At 64.3% G+C, this 25221-nt stretch carries 20 protein-coding genes and 2 tRNA genes; 11 read left to right on the forward strand and 11 right to left on the reverse strand.

The window, feature by feature from the left end; all coding sequences use genetic code 11:
* The first annotated feature begins 371 nt into the window (after positions 1-371).
* Complete coding sequence (locus AC239G_RS08290; protein ID WP_139466952.1) at positions 372-923, forward strand: M48 metallopeptidase family protein; 552 nt, start codon at positions 372-374, stop codon at positions 921-923.
* Here AC239G_RS08290 and AC239G_RS08295 read toward each other — a convergent pair.
* Entirely contained in the window at positions 907-1461 is a 555-nt protein-coding gene (locus AC239G_RS08295) for an NUDIX hydrolase (protein ID WP_139907689.1), read from the reverse strand. The genes AC239G_RS08290 and AC239G_RS08295 overlap by 17 nt on opposite strands.
* Positions 1462-2898 (reverse strand): zinc-dependent metalloprotease, encoded by a 1437-nt coding sequence (locus AC239G_RS08300; protein WP_139466954.1) that lies wholly within the window; start codon positions 2896-2898, stop codon positions 1462-1464.
* A 171-nt stretch (positions 2899-3069) separates the two neighbouring features.
* Here AC239G_RS08300 and AC239G_RS08305 point away from each other — a divergent pair, with 171 nt between their 5' ends.
* Together AC239G_RS08305 and AC239G_RS08310 are read left to right on the forward strand one after the other, a co-directional pair.
* Positions 3070-4209, forward strand: a complete 1140-nt coding sequence (locus AC239G_RS08305) for a YlbL family protein (protein WP_139466955.1) — start codon at positions 3070-3072, stop codon at positions 4207-4209.
* A complete protein-coding gene (locus tag AC239G_RS08310) occupies positions 4209-7229 on the forward strand; it encodes a UPF0182 family membrane protein (RefSeq protein WP_229663905.1) in 3021 nt (1006 codons plus the stop codon). The genes AC239G_RS08305 and AC239G_RS08310 overlap by 1 nt, the downstream gene beginning before the upstream one ends.
* A gap of 509 nt (positions 7230-7738) precedes the next feature.
* Here the strand turns inward: AC239G_RS08310 and AC239G_RS08315 are convergent.
* A tRNA-Met gene (locus AC239G_RS08315) sits at positions 7739-7812 on the reverse strand.
* Between the two features lie 161 nt (positions 7813-7973).
* On the opposite strand from AC239G_RS08315, the gene AC239G_RS08320 reads away from it, so the two are divergent.
* On the forward strand, positions 7974-8522 hold the full coding sequence (locus AC239G_RS08320) for a YceI family protein (RefSeq protein WP_139466957.1): 549 nt from the start codon (positions 7974-7976) through the stop codon (positions 8520-8522).
* A gap of 218 nt (positions 8523-8740) precedes the next feature.
* Here AC239G_RS08320 and AC239G_RS08325 read toward each other — a convergent pair whose 3' ends face one another.
* The 5 genes from AC239G_RS08325 to AC239G_RS08345 are packed head-to-tail and all read right to left on the reverse strand — an operon-like array spanning position 8741 to position 13745.
* Positions 8741-10006, reverse strand: a complete 1266-nt coding sequence (locus AC239G_RS08325; RefSeq protein ID WP_181270438.1) for an aminotransferase class I/II-fold pyridoxal phosphate-dependent enzyme — start codon at positions 10004-10006, stop codon at positions 8741-8743.
* Positions 10006-10797 carry a histidinol-phosphatase gene (gene hisN / locus AC239G_RS08330; RefSeq protein WP_139466959.1) on the reverse strand — a complete coding sequence of 264 codons (792 nt, stop codon included), beginning with the start codon at positions 10795-10797 and terminating at the stop codon, positions 10006-10008. The genes AC239G_RS08325 and hisN overlap by 1 nt, the downstream gene beginning before the upstream one ends.
* 9 nt (positions 10798-10806) lie before the next feature.
* Positions 10807-11910, reverse strand: a complete 1104-nt coding sequence (rsgA, locus tag AC239G_RS08335) for a ribosome small subunit-dependent GTPase A (RefSeq protein WP_181270439.1) — start codon at positions 11908-11910, stop codon at positions 10807-10809.
* 1 nt (position 11911) lies between these two features.
* On the reverse strand, positions 11912-13255 hold the full coding sequence (gene aroA, locus AC239G_RS08340; RefSeq protein ID WP_219922131.1) for a 3-phosphoshikimate 1-carboxyvinyltransferase: 1344 nt from the start codon (positions 13253-13255) through the stop codon (positions 11912-11914).
* Positions 13248-13745, reverse strand: coding sequence for a DoxX family protein (locus AC239G_RS08345; protein ID WP_139907894.1), 498 nt, complete (start codon positions 13743-13745; stop codon positions 13248-13250). Before AC239G_RS08345 ends, aroA begins: the two co-directional genes overlap by 8 nt.
* Before the next feature lie 145 nt (positions 13746-13890).
* Between AC239G_RS08345 and AC239G_RS08350 the strand changes: the two genes are divergently transcribed.
* Both AC239G_RS08350 and rsrA read left to right on the forward strand, forming a co-directional pair.
* Positions 13891-14547, forward strand: a complete 657-nt coding sequence (locus AC239G_RS08350) for a sigma-70 family RNA polymerase sigma factor (protein WP_373284066.1) — start codon at positions 13891-13893, stop codon at positions 14545-14547.
* Entirely contained in the window at positions 14544-14801 is a 258-nt protein-coding gene (gene rsrA / locus AC239G_RS08355; protein WP_039210641.1) for a mycothiol system anti-sigma-R factor, read from the forward strand. Before AC239G_RS08350 ends, rsrA begins: the two co-directional genes overlap by 4 nt.
* 97 nt (positions 14802-14898) lie before the next feature.
* On the opposite strand, the gene AC239G_RS08360 is transcribed toward rsrA, so the two are convergent.
* From AC239G_RS08360 to AC239G_RS08370, 3 genes are all read right to left on the reverse strand, one after another.
* Positions 14899-14973 carry a 50S ribosomal protein bL37 gene (locus AC239G_RS08360; RefSeq protein WP_098731028.1) on the reverse strand — a complete coding sequence of 25 codons (75 nt, stop codon included), beginning with the start codon at positions 14971-14973 and terminating at the stop codon, positions 14899-14901.
* Between the two features lie 174 nt (positions 14974-15147).
* Complete coding sequence (locus AC239G_RS08365) at positions 15148-15762, reverse strand: GDSL-type esterase/lipase family protein (protein ID WP_139466963.1); 615 nt, start codon at positions 15760-15762, stop codon at positions 15148-15150.
* Positions 15759-19481: a multifunctional oxoglutarate decarboxylase/oxoglutarate dehydrogenase thiamine pyrophosphate-binding subunit/dihydrolipoyllysine-residue succinyltransferase subunit gene (locus AC239G_RS08370; protein WP_139466964.1), complete on the reverse strand. Its 3723-nt coding sequence runs from the start codon at positions 19479-19481 to the stop codon at positions 15759-15761. Before AC239G_RS08370 ends, AC239G_RS08365 begins: the two co-directional genes overlap by 4 nt.
* A gap of 102 nt (positions 19482-19583) precedes the next feature.
* On the opposite strand from AC239G_RS08370, the gene guaB1 reads away from it, so the two are divergent.
* The 5 genes from guaB1 to AC239G_RS08395 all read left to right on the forward strand — a co-directional run bounded on the left by guaB1 (position 19584) and on the right by AC239G_RS08395 (position 25204).
* Positions 19584-21041, forward strand: a complete 1458-nt coding sequence (gene guaB1 / locus AC239G_RS08375) for a GMP reductase (RefSeq protein ID WP_172169163.1) — start codon at positions 19584-19586, stop codon at positions 21039-21041.
* Positions 21042-21172: 131 nt separating this feature from the next.
* Complete coding sequence (locus AC239G_RS08380) at positions 21173-22504, forward strand: hemolysin family protein (protein ID WP_139466966.1); 1332 nt, start codon at positions 21173-21175, stop codon at positions 22502-22504.
* On the forward strand, positions 22501-23562 hold the full coding sequence (locus AC239G_RS08385; RefSeq protein WP_487490055.1) for a hemolysin family protein: 1062 nt from the start codon (positions 22501-22503) through the stop codon (positions 23560-23562). The genes AC239G_RS08380 and AC239G_RS08385 overlap by 4 nt, the downstream gene beginning before the upstream one ends.
* 416 nt (positions 23563-23978) lie before the next feature.
* Positions 23979-25016, forward strand: coding sequence for a M15 family metallopeptidase (locus tag AC239G_RS08390; RefSeq protein ID WP_139466968.1), 1038 nt, complete (start codon positions 23979-23981; stop codon positions 25014-25016).
* Positions 25017-25128: 112 nt separating this feature from the next.
* Positions 25129-25204, forward strand: a tRNA-Arg gene (locus AC239G_RS08395).
* Positions 25205-25221: the final 17 nt, after the last annotated feature.

Raw genomic sequence — 25221 nt, forward strand, 5'->3', positions numbered from 1 at the left:
ATCCTCGGGTTTTCCGGGGTCAAGCATAGAACTTATTCCGCAAAAGCCTCCGCGTCAATGCACCGTCATGCACAGACACGTCAACAGCCTGTGGATAACCTGTGGGAATCGCCGTGGAGTCTGTGGAGGAAAGGCGCCTTGAGTGTCGATATGACTGTTGATAAACACGCTCCCGGGTCGGATCAGCTCCCGTTCTGCGGGGACTGCGTTCTCGGAGGCGGCTGTGGACGGGGGATTCGACCTCAACTTTTCGGCAGACTCAGGAAACTCACAAACTCCGAAGGCTGTTCGTCTTCAGAACCGCTGCAGAGACGCCGCCACGGTGCCGGTGGCACTGTCACCGTGTCAGTGCGGTTTCCTATGATGGTCCGGTGAGCAGAGCACAGCGGTGGAGTGAAGAAGAGGTGCTGCGGGCGATCGCCCGGGGTGAGATCGAAGTGCGTCGATCGGTACGGCGGAAGAAGACCGTCGCCGTCTCGAAGGAGGTCGAGACCTACGTGCTGCGCACTCCTGAGCGCTACAGCGTGGAGCGCAACATCCGTTCGCTGACGGATCTGTTCAATCGCCTCTCCGCCCGTGATCACTCGTCGGATGCCGACCTCGCCGAGCTGGCTGAGGAGATGAGCCGTCGTTTCTTCGGCGGCAGGCTGCGACCGACGTCGATCCGCTGGGTGACGAATCAGAATGTCAGCAGATGGGCGTCAACGACGACGTCGACGGGTGACATCCGCGTCTCCCATCGCCTGCAGGCCGTGCCGCGCTGGGTGCTGGAGACGGTCGTCGTCCATGAACTCGTCCATCTCCAGATCGGTCCCCACTCGAAGGAATTCCATGCATTGGCCGATCGCCATCCGCGGCAGACCGACGCAAAGATCTATCTCGAAGGATTCAGCGATGGGGAGCGTTTCAGGCGTGGGAGCTGAGCGCTGACACAGCGGAGCGGAAGAGGCCCGGCAGCCGGTCCGGCAGGTCGGGCATGAGGTCAGCGGGCAGTCGGTCCAGAGTGAACCAGGCGACGTCGAAGGACTCCTCCGACACATTCGGCGAATCGTCAGTCGAAGCCTGGGCTGCGAAGACGACGTCGAAGTGTCGGGTGCAGGTCCCGAACGCGGCCGAGAGGTCATGCACATGCACGTCGATGGGATCGGCAGTGACTCGTGCGAGCGGGCGCAGACCGCTTTCCTCTTCGGCCTCTCTGCGAGCGGCATCATGCAGCGAGGTGTCGACAGATTCGAGGTGTCCTCCGAACTGACCCCACAGCCCGGCCTTCCGGTGGTGGTTGAGCAGAACCGCCTCGGTGACCGGATCGATGACCAGACAGCTGGCTGTGAGATGGTGCTCACCGCCGGAGCGGTGCAGGGCATCGGCACCCTGCCGGTCGAATAGCTCCGCGAAGGACGCGGAGAATGAGTTCCGCGGTCCGCGCTCGACTTCCTGCCGGGCGGTATCGAGATCGATCATTCAGCGATCGTCGCGATCGTCGGAGCTGTCGTCGTCGGAGCTGCTGTCATCGGTCGGCGCAGAGTCGTTGCGATCCGTCTCTTCGGACTCTGTTTTCGCATCGCTGCCGCCGGCTCCCTCAAGTCCCTCGGCGAGAATGCGGGACAGGGCCTCATCGATGCTCGATTCGTTGGTCCATTCGGCCTGACGTCGCTCGGAATAGCCCAGCGGGTCGTCCAGATCCTGCGTGGTCGGCAGCAGATCCGGATGGGAGAACACGCGATCGCGGGCTTCGGCGCCGCCCTGCGTCTCGAGATACGCGAAGAGCGCGGCGGCATCGCGGAGGCGACGGGGGTTGAACTCGAGACCCACAAGGGTTGAGAAGGTCTTCTCCGCCGGTCCCGCGGTTGCCCGCCGACGGCGCAGCGCTTCGCGGATCTGATCGCGACCTGGCAGATGCTTGCACGCCTCATAGACGACAACGTCGACCCACCCGGCGATGACGGCGAGGAGGTTCTCCAAAGACGTCAGCGCCTTCCTCTGATCGTCTGTCGTCGGCGGGTTGAACAGTCCCTGGCGAATATTGTCGCTGAGGTCGGAGATGTTCGACGGATCGATGTTCGACGCCATGTCCTCGATCTGCGAGGTGTCGACCTTCAGTCCCTGCGCATAACGAGTCAGAGCGGTCTCGACCTGGGCGCTCAGCCACGGGGCGCGCTCGAACAGAGCGAGGTGGGCGAGCTCCTGAGCCGCGAGGTAGATGCGGACCTCGGAGACGTCGACGTCGATCTCGGAAGCGAACGTCTCGACGTTCTTCTCGATGACCACGGCAGTGTCGTGGGGCAGCAGCGGGAGTCCCACCTCGGTGCCGGTGAGGACGCTTTCGGACAGCGCGCCGACGGCCTGTCCGATCTGCATGGCGAACATCGAATCGCTCATCGATCCGAACATCGACGATGCGCCTGCGAGGATGCCCTTCATCTCGGCCGGGACCTGGGACTCGAGCGTGTCCGTCAGGGCCGAGGACATGTTCTCCTTGATGGGCAGCACGAACTTCTGCCAACCGGGCATCGTCTCCTTGACCCAGTCGGCTCGGCGCAGCGGACGGGCGGAGCGGTTGGCGACGGAGAAGTCGGTGGCCTCGGCGAGCCAGAGCTCGGCCAGACGGAACGCATCGGTCGTCGCCCGCTCAGCGTCCTCGGATACAGAGGGGTCGGGAGTCGGAACCGCCTTCTGAGCGATCGACACTGCCTGGGCCTGCGAATCGGCACCCTGCCCGAAGAGCCCCTGCATCTGATTCATGATCGTGGACATCATCGCCGGATCGATCGAGAAGCCCTGCGGCATGCCCGAACTGTTCTTGTCATCTCCCTGACCGGATCCGGGACCATTGGCGCCGAAGAGCATTCCGAAGATCTGCTCGAACGGATTCTGTTCGTTGTTGTTGTCATCGGTCATTGTTCTACAGCCCCCAAGAATCGGTTTGACATCAACGTTAACGGTTCCGAATGTGCGAAGCTTCCCAATTCCGGGAGGTTTCGCAGGATGTTCGCACCGGGCGAAAGGAGTCTGTGAAACGGACGCTGAGGTTTCAACTAGACTGGTGGGGCGGTGCAGCGAAAGGATTACATGACAGAGAACGCCCCTCGGGCCGTGCCGGCGTCACCGGCACCGACACGCGGCACCAAACGACGACGGACTCCACGTCTGGCCACGACCTCGGGCGTCCTCACCTACGTCTTCATCGCGCTGGCCGTGCTTCTGCCGGTTCCGTACATGCTTCAGCTGCCGGGACCGGTTTTCAACACCCTCGGCGACTACCAGGGCGACCCCATGATCAGCGTCTCCGGAGCCAAGACCTATCCGACTGCAGGCCGCATCGACATGCTCACCGTCGCCGTCAGCGGCGGACCCGGTCGCGACATCTTTGCCTCTCAGGCACTCGGCGCACTCATCAACGGCGAACAGACCGTCGTCCCCACGGAGGCGTACTACCCGCTGGACACCACTCGCGAGGACGTGACCGAATCGAATGCGGTCGAGATGTCCTCGAGCCAGGATGTCGCCATCGCCGCCGCCATGGGCCAGATGGACAAGTCGTACTCCGTGCATCTGTCGGTCGATGACGTCGTCGCCGATGCTCCGGCTCAGGGCAAGCTGCGCAAGGGAGACCGACTCATGTCGGTCAACGGCAAGAAGCTCGATTCCGATCCCCAGGCCGCGCAGATCATGAGCAGGACAGTGCAGGGGACGGACTCCGTCGAGCTCGGCATCGAACGCGACGGGAAATCGAAGACGATCTCCCTGACTCCCGCGAAGGTCGACGACCGCAAGGCGATCGGCATCACGATGAAGCAGGACTTCGAGTTCCCCGTCGACGTGAAGTTCAACGTCGACGGCGTCGGCGGTCCCTCAGCCGGGACGATGTTCGCGCTGGCCATCATCGATGAACTCACTCCCGGTGCGATGACAGGCGGCAAGCATGTGGCTGGCACGGGAGAGATCACCCCTGACGGAACGGTCGGCCCGATCGGCGGTGCTCGCCAGAAGGTGGCCGCCGCCACCGAGAAGGGAGCGACGCTGTTCCTCTCGCCCGCCGACAACTGCGCGGAGGTCATGGCCGCCGCGGACCAATCCAAGATCACGGTGGCGCGCATCGACACGCTCGATGACGCGCAGACCACCGTGGAGCAGTACGCCGCCGGCAACACTTCGGACCTGCCGAAATGTCCCGCCGATGGTGCCGACAACAATGAGAAAGGGCAGTAGTGAGCACCTCGTCCTCACCCACCTCCGCACGCATGCCGGCGAATCGGCCAAGACGTTCGCCGCTGCTGCTCACCCTCGTGTCTGTGGCGATCCTGCTGATCGCCTTCATCGCCTTCACCCAGGTCTACACCGAGGTGCTGTGGTTCCGCCAGATCGACGCGGCGAACGTCTTCCGAACCATGTGGCTCACCCGCGGGCTGACATTCCTCGGCGGATTCATCCTCATGGCCGTCCCGGTCTGGCTGAGTCTTCATCTGGCCTACCGCCATCGTCCGGTCTACGCGCCGACGACCCCGCGACAGGAGAACCTCGACCGTTATCGTGAGGCCATCGAGCCTCTGCGTCGGGTCGCGACGATCGCGATTCCCGCGGTCATGGGTGTCCTCGCCGGCATCACCGCCTCGGCGCATTGGAACACGATCCTCGAATGGATCAACTCGACGTCCTTCGGCTCGAAGGATCCTCAGTTCGGTCTCGACAAGTCGTTCTTCGTCTTCGTCCTTCCTGGCCTGCGCCTCATCGGCAACCAGCTTGGCATGGCGCTGCTCTTGGCGCTCATCGCCGCCCTCGTCGCCCATTACCTCTTCGGCGGAATCCGTCCGGGGGAGCAGAAGGGCGTCATCCTGACGAAGGCTGCCCAGTGGCAGCTGGGCATCACCGTGGCGGTTCTCGTCATAGTTCAGGCCGGTCGGCTGTGGCTCTCCCGCTACGACCGGATGACCGCTGCCGGCGGGATCGTCCCCGGCGTCACCTACGTCGATGATCATGCCGCCCTGCCGGCCATGGCGATCGTTGCCATCGCCGCCGTCCTGGTCGCACTGCTGTTCGTCTACACCGCGTGGAAGGGCAACTGGCGGATCTCGATCATCGCCACGCTCACCCTTATCGTGCTCGGCGGCGTTTCGATCATCGCGTACCCGGCCCTGCTTCAGCAGTTCCAGGTCAATCCGTCGCAGCAGAGCAAGGAATCTGACTACATCCAGCACAACATCGATGCCACGCGCGATGCGTTCGACTTCGATGACATCGAAGTGACTCCGTACTCGCCGAGCACCACTGGCAAGAAGGGCGACCTGCGCAAGGACGCCGAGACCGCGGCGTCGATCCGTCTGCTGGACCCGAACCTCGTCTCGGACACCTTCCGGCAGCTGCAGCAGGTGCGACCGTACTACTCGTTCCCGCAGAAGCTCGACGTCGACCGCTACAACATCGACGGAGACATGCGCGACACCGTCATCTCGGTGCGCGAACTCGCCCCGAGTTCGGTGAACAACCAGAGCTGGTTCAACCGGGCGATCGTCTACACCCACGGATTCGGTGTGGTCGCAGCCAACGGCAACCAGCGCAACCCGGACGGCGAGCCGCTGTTCATGGAGTCGGATATTCCGCCGAAGGGCGAGTTCCCCGACTACGAGCCGCGTGTGTACTTCGGAGAGTCATCTCCGGACTACTCGATCGTGGGCGCCCCGAAGGGCGCGACTCCGCGTGAGCTCGACTACCCCTCCGATGAGAAGAGCGGCTCCGGCCAGGTCAACAGCACCTTCTCCGGTGACGGCGGACCGTCGGTGGGCAATGTGTTCAACCGCCTCGCCTACGCCCTGAAGTTCCAGGACGAGCAGATCCTTCTCTCGGACGCGCTGAACGAAGAGTCCCAGATCCTCTACGATCGTCACCCGCGCGAGCGTGTGGAGAAGCTCGCACCCTTCCTCAAGGTCGACGGAGATCCGTACCCGGCCGTCGTGGACGGGAAGATCAAGTGGATCCTCGACGGCTACACCACTGCCGAGGACTACCCGTACTCGACACCGCAGCCGCTCCAGCAGGCCACCGAGGATTCGACCACGGCGTCGGCTCCGAATTCGGTGGCGACTCTGCCGGACGATGAGGTCAACTACATCAGGAACTCGGTGAAGATCACCGTCGATGCCTACGACGGTTCCGTCGACATGTACCAGTGGGACAAGGACGATCCGGTCCTGAAGACCTGGATGAAGGTGTTCCCCGGACTCATTAAGTCGTCCTCGGAGATGTCCGGCGATCTGATGAGCCACGTCCGGTACCCGGAAGACATGTTCAAGGTCCAGCGCGACCTGCTCACGAAGTACCATGTCACCTCCGCCAGTGAGTTCTACTCCGGTCAGGACTTCTGGACCCTGCCGACCGATCCGACGACGAAGGCGAGCAGCGGACTGACGCAGCCGCCGTTTTACATGACCCTGCAGATGCCGGGCCAGCAGTCGCCGTCGTTCTCGCTGACGAGCTCGTATATCCCGGCTCGATCGTCCGAGGGGCAGTCGAGAAACAACCTCACCGGGTTCCTCTCTGCCGATGCCGATGCCGGCAGTAAGAAGGGCGAGACAGCCGAGGGCTACGGCAAGCTGCGGCTGCTGCAGCTTCCGCGCAACACCACTGTGCCCGGACCTGGTCAGGCTCAGAACAACTTCAACACCGCGCCCGATGTGCAGCGCAGTCTGAACCTGCTGCGTCAGGGTGAGTCCGAAGTCGAGAACGGCAACCTGCTGACTCTGCCGATCGGCGGGGGTCTGCTCTACGTCCAGCCGGTCTATGTCCGGTCCGCCGGTGAGACCTCCTATCCGCTGCTGCAGCACGTGCTCGTGGCGTTCGGTGAGGACATCGGGTTCGCTCCGACCCTCGACGAGGCGCTCGACCAGGTGTTCGGCGGAGACTCCGGAGCCTCGGCTGGCGATGCCGGAACCGAGGACAGCGGAGACGGCGAGTCGGGATCGACCTCCGGCGGAGAGGACGCGGATTCGAAGTCCGGCTCGCCGGACAAGGCTCTCAACGATGCTCTGCAGGAGGCGAAGAAGGCCATGGAGGACTCCGATGCCGCGCTGAAGGACGGCGATTTCGCGGAGTACGGAAAGGCTCAGGATCGCTTGAAGAAGGCACTTGAGGATGCCGTCGCCGCTGACCCGTCGCTGGCCAAGGATGCGGCGGGCAGGGAATCCTCCGCTCCCGCCTCGGAGCCGGCTGACGAAGGCGGCGACTCGGGCAACTGAGTCGGAGGCGAACCGGTACGGCGCTGAGAGGCCGTGCCGACCGAGTTCGGACTTTCCGCGACGAACGCCCCTGGGACATCCCAGGGGCGTTCGTCGTTCGCAATGGATTCGCCGGAGGTGAGACCGGCGTCGCTCGCTTCTCTGGACGCACTCGCAGCACTGCGTCAGCCTAGGTGCGCGGTATCTGTCTGAGGTGCTGCGTCAGCTGAGGGCAACGCACCTGTCTGTGGCGCTGCGTCAGTCCGAGATTCGGCATCGGCTTGATGCGAGATGAAGGCTGTGCGGTGAAACAGGGCCGTGCGCTCTGCAGATCGACATCTGCCTGGGTGCTTGATGGCGTTCGACGTGCCGAGCGCTCGAGTTGCCGTCACTGTATCGAGTTATGCGGCGAGCGGTCGACGCTGAGTCGAGCGGCCGGCAGGGAATCGACTCTGCAAAGTCGGTCGGCAAGGAGTGTGAATGAGAAGAACCCCCAGTCAGAGAACTGACTGGGGGTTCTGCCGCTATCGTGGCGGGGGAGGGATTTGAACCCCCGACCTCCGGGTTATGAGCCCGGCGAGCTACCGAACTGCTCCACCCCGCGGCGTGTTCTTAACTTTACACGAGGGGTCACCTGGCGGCCAAACCGAATACAGGTGACCTCCGCCACATGGTCACTTGCCGTTCATCTGCAGCGGTTGCATCTGGTTGAAAGTTGAACTATAGTCATTCTTGTACTTCAAATTTCAACCAAAAGGAGAAATCATGACTGCTCTGCCTCAGGGACTCACCGCCGGAACCTGGAACATCGACCCCATCCACTCGGAGTTCACCTTCACCGCTCGCCACGCGGGCGTCTCGAAGGTCCGCGGCCACTTCGAAGAGATCGCCGGCAGCGTGAACGTCGGTGAGACCCTCGAAGACAGCGCCGTGTCCGCCGAGGCCTCAGCGAACTCGATCAACACCCGCAACGAACAGCGCGACGGTCACCTCAAGAGCGGTGACTTCTTCCTCGCGGAGGAACACCCGAAGCTGAGCTTCAAATCGACCGCGATCAAGGCCGACGGCGCCGATGAGTTCGAGACCGTCGGTGAACTGACGATGCGCGGGGTGACCAAGGAAGTCGCCTTCGCCACCGAATTCGCAGGAGTTGCCACCGATCCGAACGGCAACCAGGTCGCCGGCCTCTCGGCCACCGCCACGGTCAACCGCAAGGACTTCGGAATGTCCTTCGAAGCCGTCCTCGGCGGAGGAGAGCTTCTCGTCTCCGACAAGATCAAGATCGAACTCGAACTGGAGCTCGTCAAAGCCTGATATGCCCTGAGCTGGGCTGCTGATCGGCGCGTGCGCCGACACGGAGCCAGACTCAGCGGGCAGCGTCGCTGCCCGAGACAGAAGGGGCGAACCGTCTATGCGGTTCGCCCCTTCTGGCGTCTTTGGGCGCCGCGACTCCTGTCCCTCGGCGCGGCGATTCCCGTACCGTCCCTCGTATCAGGAACTCAATCTGCCTCGACCACGAAAGCCAGCGATACTCAGTTCCTCCGACGCAGCGCGTCCGGGTGCTCCCGCAGGTGCCCTCCGAGTGCGTTGAACAACTGTGCGCCCTTGTCGACATCGGCAACGGACTTACAGAACGAATATCGGATCGAGGACCTATAGGCCTCGTACGCCGGGCTGCCCTGCCTGCACAGAGCGGGTACGGGAATTCCGACCAAGGAGAATTCTCTGGCCAGCAGCTCATTGAGCTCGAAGGCATCGCGATCCGTCAGCGCAGAGAAGTCAACCACTGTGAAATAGCCGGCGCGCGGAGTGGACACTTCAGCGCCCGGCACCGAGCGACAGGCGGGCACGAGGACCTCGGCGCGTGCCCGCAGCGAAGCTCGGTTCTCGGCGACGAACTGCGAATCGCCGTCCAGCATATCGGCCATTCCGATCTGCATCGGACCGCCGGCCGTGAACGACAGGAACTGCTTGACGGTCTGAATGGCCTGGCGAACCTCGGGAGAGGCGATGACCCAGCCGATCTTCCATCCTGTCGTGTTCCATGATTTGCCCGCCGAGGAGACCGTGACGACGCGTGCAGAATCCTCGATGGCAACTGCGGGAGGCACATGCCCCAGATCAGTGAGGACGAGCTGCTCGTAGACTTCATCGGAGAGTACCCAGGCGTCGACCGCCTCGGCGGCTCGTCCGATGCGGGCGAGATCAGCGGCAGAGAAGATGAACCCGGTGGGATTGTGCGGAGTGTTGACGAGGATGATCGCCGGATCGACCTCGGCGATCACTCGGTCGAAAGTCTCCCAGTCCGGGGCGAAGTCACCACGGCCATCGGGCAGGATCGGCACCGTGTGCAGTGTTCCGCCGGCGGCGGCGATCGCCGCCGGATAGGAGTCGTAGAACGGTTCGAAGGCGACGAGAGAGCCGCCCGGCGGCAGCAGTGCGAGGATCGCGGCGGTCAGGCCCTCCGTGGCGCCCGCAGTGTAGAGCACCTCGTCCGGATCGACGTGCTGTCCGAAATCGCGTCCGCGTTGAGCGCCCACAGCTTCGAGCAGCTGCGGGTATCCCTGACCGGGGGCGTACTGATTGAAACCGGCCCGCATCGCCTCTTCCGTTGCGGCGATGAGCTCGTCCGGAGGCTCCGTGCCCGGAGCGCCCTGTCCGAGGTTGACGGCTCCGACCTCGGCGGCGAACTTCGTCATCTGCCCGTAGATCGTCTCACCGATCGACCCGTCCGGATTCGTGAGCCCTGCGGCCTCGGCCATCTCATGCCACAGCGGGGCTCCCATGATGTCCGGCATCAGGAGACCTCCGCGGGAGCGACCCGACCGAGTCGGTCGAGTGCGGCTTCATGGAGGCGAGAATTGCTGGCCAGGGCATTGCCGCCGAAGGGCCCCGGAAGTCCGGCCGTGTTCGTGAAGGTGCCTCCGGCTTCGAGGACGATGGGTACGAGCGCTCCCATATCGTAGAGCGCGAGCTCGGGCTCGCAGGCGAGGTCGACAGCACCCTCGGCGAGCAGCATATAGGAGTAGAAGTCGCCGTATCCGCGAGTGCGCCACAGCGAATCGCAGAGATCGAGGAACTCATCGAGGATGCCGAGTTCCTTCCAGCCCGACAGCGACGAATACGACAGGGACGCATCGGCGAGAGAATCGACGGATGACACAGCGATGCGTTCGGCCGGGGACCCGAGCTCGGTCGCGTAGGCGCCCTGGCCCGTTACTGCCCACCATCGGCGACCGAGCGCGGGAGCGGAGACGACTCCCAGCAGCGGCTGGTCACCGTCGTAGAGGGAGATCAGCGTCGCCCACACCGGCACCCCGCGCACGAAGTTCTTCGTTCCGTCGATGGGATCGATGATCCACCGTCGCGATGACTGCCCGTGTGCACCGAATTCCTCACCGAGCACGCTGTCATCGGGTCGAACCTCTGTGAGGCGATCCATGATCGCCTTCTCCACCGCACGGTCGCATTCGGTGACCGGGGTGAGATCGGGTTTGGTTTCGACGGCGAAGTCCTGTGCCCGGAAGTGCGGGTGGCTGATGGCATCGGCGAGATCGGCGAGTTCGATCGCCAAGTCGAGGTCGTTCATGCCTCCAGCCTATCCAGTCGAGGGCAGCAGCCGGCGCAGGGACTCCAGCCGTGAGACTCCTCCCGGTCCGGCCTTGCCGTCGGCCACCCATTCATCGAGTCGGCAGCCGGGAGAGTCCGCGAGGTGAGTGCATCCGCGGGGGCAATCGGCCGTGGCCTCGACGAGTTCGGGGAAGGCGGAGAGCAGGGTCTCCCGGTCCACATGGGCCAGGCCGAAGCTACGCACTCCCGGGGTGTCGATGAGCCATCCGCCGCGTTCCAACGGCAGGCACACGGCCGAGGACGAGGTGTGACGTCCGCGTCCGGTCACGTCGTTGACATGGCCCGTCGCGCGCTCGGCGGCGGGAACGAGAACGTTGGTCAGCGTGGATTTGCCCACCCCGGAATGGCCGACGAGGACGCTGATGCGTCCACGGAGACGCTCGGCCACCTCGGCGTGAGGTTCTGTCTCGTCGCGGGCCGCATCGTTCGCGGCGATTGTCGTATCGGTCGGCTCGGCGTCGGGATCGATGGAGGATTCGACGATGTCGATCCCGGACGCGGAGAAGCGTTCCTTCAGCTCCGTCGCCGGGCGCAGATCGGTCTTCGTCACGATGAGCAGGGGAGTGATCCCGGCATCGAAGGCCGCGACGAGTGCGCGATCGATGAGACCGAAAGAGGGATCCGGGTCCACGGTGGCCGTGACGATTCCCATGACGTCGATGTTGGCGACGAGTACGCGCTCGGTCGGGTCGGTGTCATCGGCGCTGCGGCGCAGCAGGGTCTGCCGTTCGGTGATCTCCACGAGCCTGGCCAGGGTGCCCTCGGCCCCCGAGGTGTCGCCGACGAGGCGGACGACGTCTCCGGGAACGATCGCCTGCTTGCGCAGGTGCGAGGCGCGCACCGCCGTCACCGAGGTGGCCCCCCGTGACCGCTTCCCCTTCTTCCGAATCGGGGGACTCGACGGGAAGTTCCCGTCGTCGTCAGCGAGGATGACCCGGTACCGGCCCCGATCGACCGCGGTGACCAGGCCCGATACAGCGTCCTTGTGGTCAGGGCGGTTCTTCGTCCGCGGTCGTGAACCGCGTCGGTTCGGCCGGGGTCGGTAGTCCTCATCGCGAAAGATCTTCGCCATATCAGGCTCCGGGGGTGAGCATGGCTTCCCACAGCTGAGTGAAGGCAGGCAGAGTCTTGGCCACGGTGCCGGCGTTCTCGATGACCATTCCGTCATTGCGCAGGGCGAGGACGGCACCGGCCATGACCATGCGGTGGTCGTGGTAGGTATGCCACAGCGCCGGGCGCAGGTGCGTGGTGCCGGTGATCGTCAGTGCCTCGGCGTGCTCGACGACATCGACGCCGATGGCACCGTACTCTCTGGTCAGAGCCGCCAGACGGTCGGTCTCGTGCCCACGCAGATGCCCGATTCCGCGCAGCTGCGACGTTCCTTCTGCCATAGCTGCGAGAGCCGAGACCACTGGGGTGAGCTCGCCGACGGCCGACAGGTCGAGATCGACAGCGGTGAGCCGGTCCGGGCCCTGCACGTGCAGTCCTTCCCTATCGAGGCGCACCGTGGCTCCGAACGCCTCGGCGATCTCGCGGAAGCCGTCACCTGCCTGGGTGGTGTGCACGGGCCAGTCGGCGATGGTCACGGATCCGGCGGTGGCCACGGCCGCCGCTGCGAAGGCTGCGGCATTGGACAGGTCGGGTTCGACCTGCACGTCGAGACCGCGCGGAAGTCCTGGTTCGACGATCCAGCGCTCGGGTTCGGGCTCGCTGATGTCGACGCCAGCGTCGCGGAGGACTTCGATCGTCATATCCACATGCGTTCGGCTGGGCACCGAGTCCGCAGTGTTGGTGAGTTCGAGTCCCAAAGGCATGACGGGAGCGGCGAGGAGCAGACCAGAGACGAATTGGCTGGAGGCGCTGGCATCGATGCCGAGGTGGCCTCCGCGCAGCTGAGAGTCGGCGTGGATCGTCATCGGCAATGTGCTCGCGGCGGAGGTGATCGACGCACCGAGCTCCCGCAGCGACTCGATCGTCACCGACATCGGCCGCACGCGGGCCTGTTCGTCGCCGTCGAGGACGACCTCACGACCGGTGAGCGCGGCAAGTGGGGGGATGAAGCGCATCACGGTTCCGGCGAGACCGCAGTCGATGGTGATCGGTGCGGAGTCCTGTGCAGCTGCGTCTGTGGGTACGTGTCCGTCCGGGAAGGGGATCGGCTCGATGTGGAGCTCATCGCCGTCTTCGTCGATCACGGCGCCGAGACGACGCAGGGCGTCGACCATGAGCAGGGTGTCGCGGCTGCGAAGCCATCCCCTGAGATCGGATCCGGAACGGGCGAGAGCCGCAAGGATGAGATAGCGGTTCGTCAGAGACTTGGAACCGGGAACGGTCACAGTGGCAGAGACGGCGGAACCGGCGACCGGTGGCTGCCAGTCGCCGGTCGCCGGGGGAGTGTGCGTGGAGATGTCAGTCAACTCCGAGTGCGCTCAGAGCCTGCTTCGAGGTGTCTTCCACGCTCGACCACAGGTCTTCGGCCGCGTGCTGGGTCCGCCACCACAGGCCGGGGCGTCCAGCAGTGTCGACGGCGGCGAGCAGGGCACCGCCGAGCATCGAGGTCCGCAGAAGAGTGCGTTCGTTGCGAGCCTTCTTCTCCTCCTTCGACGTCGTCTTGTCAGCAGACAGACGTTCACCGACGGTGTCGAGCAGGTAGGTGCCGACGAGGATCGATGCGCTGAGGCGGGGGAAGCGTCCGATGGCGAGCATCGAACCGGCAGCGACCTGTGCAACACCGGTGGCTCGGGCGAGAGTCACTGCGTCGACGGGGACGTCGACCTGCTTGCGAGCCTGGTTGAGGAGCGGGCCGACCGATGCGGCCGCTGCCTCCGGCTTGCGCAGTCGTTCGACGCCGTTGAGGATGTAGCCGGCGGCCAGCATGGGCCGTGCGATAAGACGAATGGGAGACACAGTGGTCCTTCCTACGTGGCGGTCATCTCACTGGCAAGCATAACTGCTGAGGTGGGAATAGTGGGACGTCGGTCCGATGTTGTACGGGGTGAAGCCATTCGACGGGTGCACCCGTCGGGAAGTCGACAGGCAGAAGGAGAAGTCTATGAGCGCCACTGCCGTCCTGGAGAGAACGGGCGTACCATTGACTGCGATGACCGAATCAGTCAAAGAAGCCCCCGAAACCGACGCCGAGAGGTCGGCGCGTTTCGAACGGGATGCTCTGGAATATGTCAATCAGCTCTACGCAGCTGCTCTGCGTATGACCCGGAATCCGGCCGACGCCGAAGACCTCGTCCAGGAAGCCTACGCGAAGGCGTATGCCGCCTTCCACCAGTACAAGCCCGGAACCAACCTCAAAGCCTGGCTGTACCGGATCCTGACGAACACCTTCATCAACAACTACCGCAAGAAGCAGCGTCAGCCGCAGGAACACGGCAGCGAAGACATCGAGGACTGGCAGATCGCACAGGCGAACAGCCACTCGTCCTCCGGCGGTCGTTCCGCCGAACTCGAAGCCCTCGACCACCTTCCCGACTCCGACGTCAAGGAAGCACTCTCGGCACTGCCCGAAGACTTCCGCATGGTCGTCTACTATGCCGATGTCGAAGGACTGCCGTACAAGGAGATCGCCGAGATCATGGAGACGCCGATCGGCACTGTGATGTCCCGACTGCACCGCGGTCGCCGACAGCTGCGGGAGATGCTGGCCGACTATGCCGCCGAGCGCGGTTTCGTGAGTCCAGAGGGAGGTGCGAAATGAGCGACGAAGGATGCTGCGAAAGCGTCAGGACCGAGTCACTGATGCGCATCTACCACTACCTGGACGGAGAACTGACGACGACGGAGATCCGCGAGATCTCGATCCACCTCGAACAGTGCCCGTCGTGTCATGACGAGTACGAGATCGAAGCGCTGCTCAAAGAGCTCGTGCGTCGTTCGTGCAGCCACGACCGTGCCCCGATGGGACTGCGAGAGAAGATCCGGCAGCGGATCGCGCTCGAACAGAACTCCTGACCGGCGCCCAGGCACAGGGGAGTCCACGGACACAACGAAGGCGGGAAGAGATTCGAATCTCTTCCCGCCTTCGTCATTCACCGAACGTATCAGCGAATCATGCGTTTGGACGCTTGCCGTGGTTTGCTTTCTTACGGCGGCGATCGCGACGCTTACGGCCACGCTTGCTCATTGTGCCCTCCTTTGATAGACGCTCAATTGTCTCATGATCACCCGAGCAGAGCAAAGTCGGACCAGGTCACCCGCCTTGCCGAATTCGTCTGACAAGATGATGCGACTGTCACGGCTGAGCTCTTCGTCGGCCGGGCACCCGCAGAGATCTTCGGTCGGGCACCTCATCGACGGCTCAGCTGTCGCCGAGGACGTCCTGGACTCCCAGCCAGTTGAACCAGCCGCGATGGAGAACCAGCCAGGCCAACAGACCGTATCCTTCCTGCGCCGGCAGATGGTCCCGCGACGATGCGACCTCGCGCTGCCACACGGGATGGCCGAGGAGGGGCGTGAAGGTGTCGACATAGGTGATGCCGCGCCGCTTGGCCACATCGGAGAAGCTGGCATTGAGCTCGGCGATGCGACGGTTGCGGTCACCGTCGTGTTCAGGCGGAGGGCCCAGCACGAACGTCGAGACCTTCCGAGCCAACGCCTCGTCGAGGATGTTGGCCACATCGAGCCGGGCCCTGGCCACCGAACGCCCCGAATCGAGATCCCCGGACCCCAGAGCCAGCACCAGACGATTGTCCCCTTCCCGAGTGAACCGCAGGGACGCCTCGGCGATGGTCCGACCGTGAAGACCAGCGGAATCCTCGGCCGGCACGGCCAGGGGATACACCTTGAGTTCAGGCAGACTCGGCAGAGTCCTCGCCGTCACCCGACCGACCCACCCGAGGCCACGGCCATCGCCGTGGCCGGCGACCAAAGGGCCTCCGACCACGGCGATGGTTGTGGTGACGTCGCTGCTCACCGGCTGAAGATCCGGTCGACGAGTTCCTTCTGCTGAGCTTCGTGGAAGTGCTTGAGCCCGGTCGAGGTGGCGGCAGAAGCGGCACGGGAGATGACCTTGACCTCACGGCCGCCGAGGAGCTCGGGCAGGTGCAGTGCCATGAACGGCCATGCACCCTGGTTCTCCGGCTCTTCCTGGGCCCAGACGATCTCGGCATCGGCCGGGAAGCGGTCGAGCACAGCGGTGATGGCCGCCTCGTCGAGCGGGTAGAGCTGCTCGAGGCGGACGAGCGCCATCTTCGTGTCGTTGTCCTTCTCCCGCTTGGCTTTGAGCTCCCAGTAGAGCTTGCCGGAGACGAGGACGACGCGCTCGACCTGCGAGGCATCGACGTCCGTATCGTCGATGACGGCCTGGAACCTGCCCGAGGTGAAGTCCTCCGGCGAGTTCGCGGCAGCCTTGAGGCGCAGCATCGACTTCGGGGTGAAGACGATGAGCGGACGCTTGTTCGTCGTCGAGGCGTGGCGACGCAGCAGGTGGAAGTACGAGGCGCCCGAGGACGGGTAGGCCACCGTCATATTGTTCTCCGCGCACAGCTGGAGGTAACGCTCGATGCGACCCGAGGAATGGTCGGGTCCCTGTCCCTCATAGCCGTGGGGCAGGAGCATGACGACACCGGAGTTCTGCTGCCACTTCTGCTCGGAGGAGGAGATGAACTCGTCGATGACGGTCTGCGCACCCTGTGCGAAGTCACCGAACTGAGCCTCCCACGCCACGAGGGCGTCCTTGCGTTCGACGGAGTAGCCGTATTCGAAGCCGACAGCGGCGTACTCGCTGAGCAGGGAGTCGTAGACCCAGAATCGAGCCTGCTCCTCGGTGAGGTTCTGCAGCGGCGTCCATTCGTTGCCGTTGACCGAGTCGATGAGCACCGAGTGGCGCTGGACGAAGGTCCCGCGACGGGAGTCCTGACCTGCCAGCCGCACCGGCACGCCGTCCATGAGCAGCGAACCGAAGGCCAGCAGCTCGGCGAAGCCCCAGTCGATTCCGCCCGACAGCGACATCTCCTTGCGCTTCTCGAGCAGCGCCCGCAGCTTCTTGTGAACCGTGAAGCCCTCGGGGATCTCGGTGAAGGCCTCGCCGATGCGCTGCAGCGTCTCGGGACTGATGGCCGTCTCGGCATCGTTGAAGGTCTCGATGTCGCTGGGCTCGTAGGGAGCGTTGAACGCTTCTCCGTCGTAGGAGCCGGTCTCGGCTTCCTTGGTCTCGGCGAAAGCCGATTCCAGCTTGGACTGGTAGTCCTTGAGCGCCTCGGCGGCCTCTTCGTCGGTGATGCACTTCCTGCCGACGAGGGATTCGGTGTAGAGCTTGCGCACCGAGCCCTTCTTCTCGATGAGGGAGTACATCGTCGGCTGGGTCATCGACGGATCGTCGCCCTCGTTGTGGCCGCGGCGGCGGTAGCACACGAGGTCGATGACGACGTCCCGGTTGAATTCCTGGCGGTATTCGAAGGCCAGGCGGGCCGCCCGGACGACGGCTTCGGGGTCATCGCCGTTGACGTGGAAGATCGGGGCGTTGATCGACTTGGCGACGTCCGTGCAGTAGAACGAGGACCGCGCCGAGGCGGGGGGAGTGGTGAACCCGACCTGGTTGTTGATGATGACGTGGACCGTTCCGCCGGTGCGGTAGCCGCGCAGCTCGGAGAGGTTGAGCGTCTCGGTGACCACACCCTGTCCGGCGAATGCGGCATCGCCGTGGACGAGGACCGGCAGTACGGTGAAGCCGGACTCGCCCTGGTCGACGAGATCCTGCTTGGCGCGCACGATGCCCTCGAGGACCGGATCGACGGTCTCGAGGTGGCTGGGGTTGGCCGCGACGTAGACGCCGGTGGTGTTGCCTGCCGGCGAGGTGAACGAACCCTTGGTGCCCAGGTGGTACTTCACATCGCCGGAGCCCTGGACGCTGTCCGGGGACATGGTTCCGTCGAACTCACGGAAGATCTGCGCATAGGACTTGCCGGCGATGTTCGTCAGCACGTTGAGGCGACCACGGTGGGCCATGCCGATGGCGACCTCGTCGAGGCCGGTGTCGGCGGACTGGTTGAGGATCTCGTCGAGCAGGACGATCGCAGATTCTCCGCCTTCGAGGCTGAAGCGCTTCTGTCCGATGTACTTCGTCTGGAGGAAGGTCTCGAAGGCCTCGGCGGCGTTGAGACGACCGAGGATGTGTCCCTGCTCCGAACGGGTGAGTTCCTGATGCGGGACCTCGATCTTCGACTGGAACCAACGGCGCTGGACCGGGTCGGCGATGTGCATGTATTCGAAGCCGGTGGTCCGGCAGTAGCTCTCACGCAGCAGTCCGAGGATGTTGCGGAAGGGCATCATCGGCTTCGATCCGAACCCGCCGGTGGGGAACTCGCGTTCGAGATCCCACAGGGTCAGACCGTGCTGATTGATGTCGAGATCCGGGTGGGACCGCTGACGATAGACGAGAGGATCGATATTGGCCATGAGGTGACCGCGCGTGCGGTAGGCATCGATGAGTTCGATGACGCGTGCGGTCTTGTTGACGTCGTCCTGGTCTTCGGCCGAGACGTCGGGAACCCAGCGCACCGGCTCGTAGGGCAGGCGCAGGGATTCGAAGACATCGTCGTAGAAGCCGTCTTCGCCGAGCAGGTAGCTGTGGACGAGCTTGAGGAACTCGCCCGAACCGGCTCCCTGGATCACGCGGTGATCGTAGGTCGAGGTCAGGGTCAGCACCTTGGACACGGCCAGAGAGTTGATGGTCTGCTGGCTGGCACCCTGGAACTCGGCGGGGTAGTCGAGCGCGCCGACACCGATGATGCAGCCTTGGCCCTTGGTCAGACGCGGAACGGAGTGGACCGTGCCGATTCCGCCGGGGTTCGTCAGCGAGACCGTGGTGCCGGCGAAGTCGTCGGCGGTGAGCTTGCCCTGCCGTGCCTTGTCGACGAGGCCGTCGTAGGCGTCGACGAACTGGCGGAAGGTCAGCGTCTCGGCCTTCTTGACGTTGGGCACCAGCAGGGTGCGTGATCCGTCCTTCTTCGGCACGTCGATGGCGAGGCCGAAGTTGATGTGGGCGGGGGAGACCATCACGGGCTTGCCGTCGCGGACGTCGTAGGAGACGTTCTGCGAGGGGAAGTTCTGCAGGGCGCGGATCACGGCGAATCCGATGAGGTGGGTGAAGGAGACCTTCCCGCCTCGGGTGCGCTTGAGGTGCGAGTTGATGACGATGCGGTTGTCGATGAGCGCCTTGGCAGGCAGGGCCCGGACCGAGGTGGCGGTCGGGACTTCGAGCGACTCATCCATGTTCTTGGCGATGAGCTTCGCGGGGCCGCGCAGGGGAGTGATCGTCTCCTCCGGTGCGGGCTTCGGTGCGGCTTCCTTCGCGGTGACCTTCGGCACGGACTTGGTCTCTGCCTTCAGCGTCTCGGACTCAGCCGAAGACGGGGAGACGCCGCGAGAGGTCTCACGGGAGGTCGCCGGGGCTGCAGCTGAAGCAGGGGCCTTGGCATCCGACTTATTCGCGGCCGGCTTCGCCTCCTGCTTGGCGGCGGGCTCGGCAGCGGACTGAGCGCCTCCGCCGTTCTTCTCGTACTTGTCGAAGAAGGGCCACCAGGACTGGTCGACCGAATTCTTATCTGACTTGTACTGCTCATACAATTCCTCGACCAGCCACTCATTCGACCCGAAGTCTTCAACGGTGCGGTTCGGAGTATTGACGGACACGGCGTTGATCGCCTACTTCCTGATTCAAGACTTGCTGCTTAACGACATCTCCAAGCCTAACGTGATGTGCCATCGAATGTGCAGTTAAGGGACAATAGTGTTATGCGTTTCATCTCAAATGACCCGAACACCGATCTCACCTACTCCGATGTCTTCCTCGTGCCGAACTCCTCGGCACTGACTTCGCGCTTCGAAGTCGACCTCACGGCGACCGATCCGACCGGGTCGACGACGCCGCTCGTCGCAGCGAATATGACTGCTGTGTCCGGTCGACGGATGGCGGAGACGATGGCACGTCGCGGGGGACTGGCGGTGCTGCCCCAGGACATTCCGCTGACCGCCGCGCAGGAGACCATCGCCTGGGTCAAGAGCCGCGACCGAATCTTCGAATCCGCGCTGCGCTTCTCGCCTGATGACACAGTGCTCAACGCTCTGCACGTGCTGGCCAAGCGTTCGCACGGCTTCGGCGTCGTCGTCGACGACGGGGGAAGGCTCGAAGGCATCATCAATGCTGCAGATCTGCGCGGAGTCGATCGCTTCACCTCGGTGGCGGAGCTGTTGGACTCCTCACCGCATGTCATCCGCGCCTCCGAGGTCGACTGGGAGGACGCTGCACAGCTGGAGTCCCTCTTCGAGTCGATGACGGAGTCGCGAGCCGAGTTCGCCGCTGTCGTCGACGATGAGAACACGGTGCTCGGCAGCCTGACTCCGAAGTCGCTGCTGCGCTCGTCCATCTACACGCCCAATGTCGACGATCGAGGACGGCTGAAGATCGCCGTGGCCATCGGCGTCAACGGTGCCGCGGTCGAACGTGCCGCTGCGTTGGTCGAGGCCGGCGCGGACGTCCTCGTCGTCGACACCGCCCATGGCCACCAGGTGAAGATGCTCGACACACTGTCGGCGATCGCGGATGCCGAGCTCGGGGTGCCGATCGTGGCCGGAAACGTCGTCACGGCCGAAGGGGTCCGCGACCTCGTCGCTGCCGGCGCCGACATCGTCAAGGTCGGAGTCGGCCCGGGAGCCATGTGCACGACCAGGATGATGACCGCGGTCGGTCGTCCCCAGTTCTCCGCAGTGCTCGAATGCGCCGAGGCGGCTCGCGAGCTGGGTGCCCACGTGTGGGCCGACGGCGGAGTCCGCTACCCCCGCGATGTCGCTCTGGCCCTGGCGGCCGGGGCCTCTCAGGTGATGGTCGGATCCTGGTTCGCCGGGACCCACGAATCGCCCGGCGACCTGCTCGTCGACGGAGAGGGTCGGAAGTACAAGGAGAGCTTCGGCATGGCTTCGGCTCGGGCCGTGGCCAACCGGACCAGAGCGGAATCGGCCTTTGCGCGCGCTCGCAAAGGACTGTTCGAAGAGGGCATCTCTTCGTCAACTATGTACATCGACCCTGAATCTCCTGGGGTCGAGGACCTGCTCGACGGCATCACTTCGGGCGTTCGCAGCTCCTGCACCTATGCCGGGGCCGGTGATCTCGGAGAATTCGCGCGTCTGGCCGCGGTCGGTGTTCAGAGCGCCGCCGGCTACGAAGAGGGCCGACCGCTGTCGGGAAGTTGGTAAGATCTCCTCATGCACAGTGACAGTCCCGGCCGGCGGGAAGCCGGCGCCCCAGATGACGACCCTCACCCCGCGAGGGTCTCACACCTCAACTGCTCTGCTGAGCAGATAGCGATCGGCGGGGACAGTCACTGATGGAATGGATACTCCTCGCCCTCGCGCTGCTGCTCATCCTCGGCACCGGAGTCTTCGTCGCAGCCGAATTCTCGCTGCTGACGCTCGACCGCCATACAGCCGATAAAGCGGTTGAAGAAGGTGTCGTCGGCGCGAAGACGCTGCGGCGTTCGATGACCCATCTGTCCACCCAGCTCTCGGCAGCGCAGGTGGGCATCACGATCACCACTCTGCTCACCGGTTACCTCATGGAACCGTCCTTGGGCAGGCTGCTGGCGCCGCTGTTCGAGGCCTGGGGCGTCGGCCCCGGCCTCGCGGCCCCGCTGGCGCTGACCATCGCCCTCATCGTCTCCACCGTGGGATCGATGATCTTCGGAGAGCTCGTGCCGAAGAACCTCGCCATCGCTGTTCCGCTGGCGACCGGTCGCATCGCCGCACCGATGCAGTACGTCTTCTCGATCGTCTTCAAGCCCGTCATCGCCGTCCTCAACGGCACGGCGAACAAGATCCTCATGTCGATGGGCATCGAGCCGCAGGAAGAAGGTTCGGTGGGGCGTTCCCCGGAGGAGCTGACCTCACTCGTGCGGCACTCCGCCGAAGAGGGCGTGCTCGATGAGCAGACAGCAGGTCTGCTGGAGAGGACTCTGAGCTTCTCCGAGCGCACCGCGGAAGACGTGATGACTCCGCGCACGCGCATGTCCACGGTGGACAAGGACACCACGGCTCGACAGATCATCGAACAGGCTCGGGACACCGGATTCTCCCGGTTCCCCGTGGCTGACGAGGACAAGGACCACATCGTCGGAGTCGTTCACGTCAAACAGGCCTTCGCCGTACCTCCGAGCAACCGCGACGACGCCTACGCAGGAGGGCTGATGACCGAGGTCCGTGAGATCCCGGAGACGCAGCGCCTCGACCCGCTGCTCTTGGAGCTGCGCGCCACCGGTCTGCAGATGGCTGTGGTCGTCGATGAGTTCGGCGGCACAGCTGGAGTGGTCACCCTCGAGGATGTCGTCGAGGAGCTCGTGGGCGAGGTCGCCGATGAGCACGATCGGATGCGCGTCGCGGCACGACCGGCTCGCGACGGCTCCTGGATCGTGCCCGGTCAGCTGCGGCCCGATGAGATCTCGTCGACGATAGGGGTCACGATCCCGGAGGACTCGGACTACGAGACTCTGGCCGGATTCGTCCTCAAGGAGCTCGGGCGGATTCCCGAACCGGGTGACGAGGTCCGCATGGACGATGCCCGCATCGTGGTCGAACGGATGCACGGACGACGCATCGAACGCCTCCGGGTGGTGCTGCGCGCCGCCGACGCAGGGGCTTTCGAAACCGGAGGTGAGACTCGATGAGCGCCGATTGGTTCGGACTGGTCTGGCTGGTCGTTCTCCTGCTGGGCAACTCCTTCTTCGTCGCCGCCGAATTCGCGATTGTCGCTGCCAAGCGATCACAGATCGAACCGCGAGCGGCCGAAGGCTCCGCGGCGGCCAAGACCGCTCTCTATGCGATGGAGCACGTATCACTGATGCTGGCGATCTGCCAGCTCGGCATCACCGTGTGCTCCCTGCTTTTGGGCAATGTGGCCGAACCGGCCATCCACCACCTGCTCGCCGGTCCCCTCGAGGGCCTGGGCATTCCCGCCGGACTGTCCGCGACGATCTCCTTCGTCCTGGCGCTCGGCGTCGTCACCTACCTGCACGTGGTCATCGGTGAGATGGTGCCGAAGAACCTGGCGCTGGCCGCCTCCGGCCAGGCCGTGATGCTGCTGGCGACACCGCTGGTGTTCCTGGCGCGGGTCTTCGGTTTCGTCATCCGCCCCCTCAACGGCCTGGCCAATGGGGTCCTCCACCTGTTCAAGATCGAGGCCCGTGACGAGGTCAATGAGGCCTATACGATCGAGCAGGTCGAATCGATCGTGGCCGAGTCGAAGCGCGAGGGACTGCTCAGTGATGACACTGGGCTGCTCAAGGGCGCCATCGAGTTCAGCGACAAGACTGCGTCCGACATCATGGTCCCGATGTCCGAACTCATCACGATCTCGGACAAGGTGACCCCGAACGAGCTTGTGACCTTGGTCGGCAAGACAGGCTTCTCCCGATACTTCGTCGTCGGTGACGACGGGTATCCGCAGGACTACCTCCACATCAAGGATGTCCTCTACGCGGACACCGAAGAGGCATTCGACGCTCCAGTGCAGAGCAAGCGCTTCCGTCCCCTGTTCACGGTCACCGCCGATGACGAGGTCGAAGAGGCGCTGGCGCAGATGCAGAAGGCGGGAATCCATGTCGCCCGCGTCATCGACTCGCAGGCGCAGGTCCTCGGCCTGCTGTTCCTCGAAGACGTGCTCGAAGAGCTCGTCGGCGAAGTCCAGGACGCGATGCAGCGGGGACGATTCGACTTCCGCCGCTGAGCATTCTGTGCCGGCCGATCCGCCCGGCTCACCCATTCGCCTCGACGGCGGCCTCCTGATTGCGGGGAGGCCGCCGTCGAGGCGTCGCGTCCGCTCCCGGCGCTGTGTCGGTGCGCGGGGCCATGTGTTCGGCCGTGAGGCCATGCCTGTGCTCGTGGGAAGTGCCGTTCGGCGCGGAGTCCCAGACGTGACCGACTGTGTAACGGTTCGTAACGAAACAGTGATTCAGGACACCTGGAGTAGGGCGCCTGTAGTGATCTGTGACCATGCATCGTCAGGAAATGACCTGGTCACACGCTGTGTATGAACTGAAGGTGACATTCTGTAACGATGTCGTTATAGTGTTGTGACATAAGCTTTCGGGCGCCCGGCAGAGGGCTTCCACCGCACAATCTTCACCAACAGTATGGAGCACTATGTCGAGTGAGCTCTCGACCGTCGAGGCGCCGCCGGTCCGCCGACGTGATCTGCGGAAGCAGAACGCCTCTTCGCAGGTTTCGACGATCAACTCTTCGCATCCCGTGACATCGCAGTCGCGGAACAGCGCATCCGCAGCCCTCTCACCTCGTCGCGCGGCGATGGCCGCCGAGGCCCGCGCAGCAGTGGGCTCACCGCGACGGGCAGCGATGGCCAAAGAGGCTTCTCGACCGATGACCCCTGCGGGTCATACGTCGACGCTGGCCGCGGCTCAGCTCGGCAACCGCGGTTCCGACGGTTCGCTGCTGCGCTCGGTCCGCCGCCGTCAGGTCACCACCTTCTCCGCTCTGGCCACCGTCTCGGTCACCGGTACCGCCATCGCTGCCGTGATGGTCGCCGGCAACATGAGCGGCAACCAGGAAGTCAAGGTCGACGACACGGCCGCACAGTCCCAGCCGCGTGCGATCAACGCCGAATCGGTCTCCGCCGACATCAAGGTCGACGACGATGACAAGACCTCGATGACCATCGGCGCCCCGAGCGCCAAGCAGACCAAGGTCGACGCGGCGTCTCGCGCGATCACGAAGACCGTTCTGCCCGGCTGTGACGAAGCAGCCCCGAAGGGTGAGGCGAGCAACGGCGAGCTGCCCGACGGATGGCTGTGCGAGATCGGCGTGGGCAATCACAAGCTGCGCTCCGATGCGGCCGTGTCGTTCGCGAAGATGAACGCTGCCTTCAAGAAGGACACCGGCAAAGACCTCGCAGTCACCGACTCCTACCGTTCGCTGGAATCACAGGTCTCCGTCGCCGCACGCAAACCCGGCTTCGCGGCTCGTCCCGGAACCTCCAACCACGGTTGGGGCCTGGCACTGGACCTCGGCGCGGGAACGCAGAACGGAACCGGCCAGCAGTACGAATGGCTCGTCGCCAACGCCGAGAAGTTCGGGTGGGAGAATCCGGACTGGGCCAAGCGCAATTCCTATGAGCTCTGGCACTGGGAATACGTGCCCGGCCGCAAGGCTATGAAGGGTGCCTGATCTGCTCGAACATCGCTGATCACAGCCCTACGGCACCGCGGGCAGTCCTCGAGGACTGCCCGCGGTGCCGTTTTGGGAGGTGGTGCCCAACGGTGATAGAGTTGCATCCGTTGCCCGCGTAGCTCAGTGGATAGAGCGTCTGCCTCCGGAGCAGAAGGTCGTAGGTTCGAATCCTGTCGCGGGCACCACGACACCGCCCATCTCA

Source organism: Brevibacterium sp. Lmc1, from assembly GCF_057654315.1.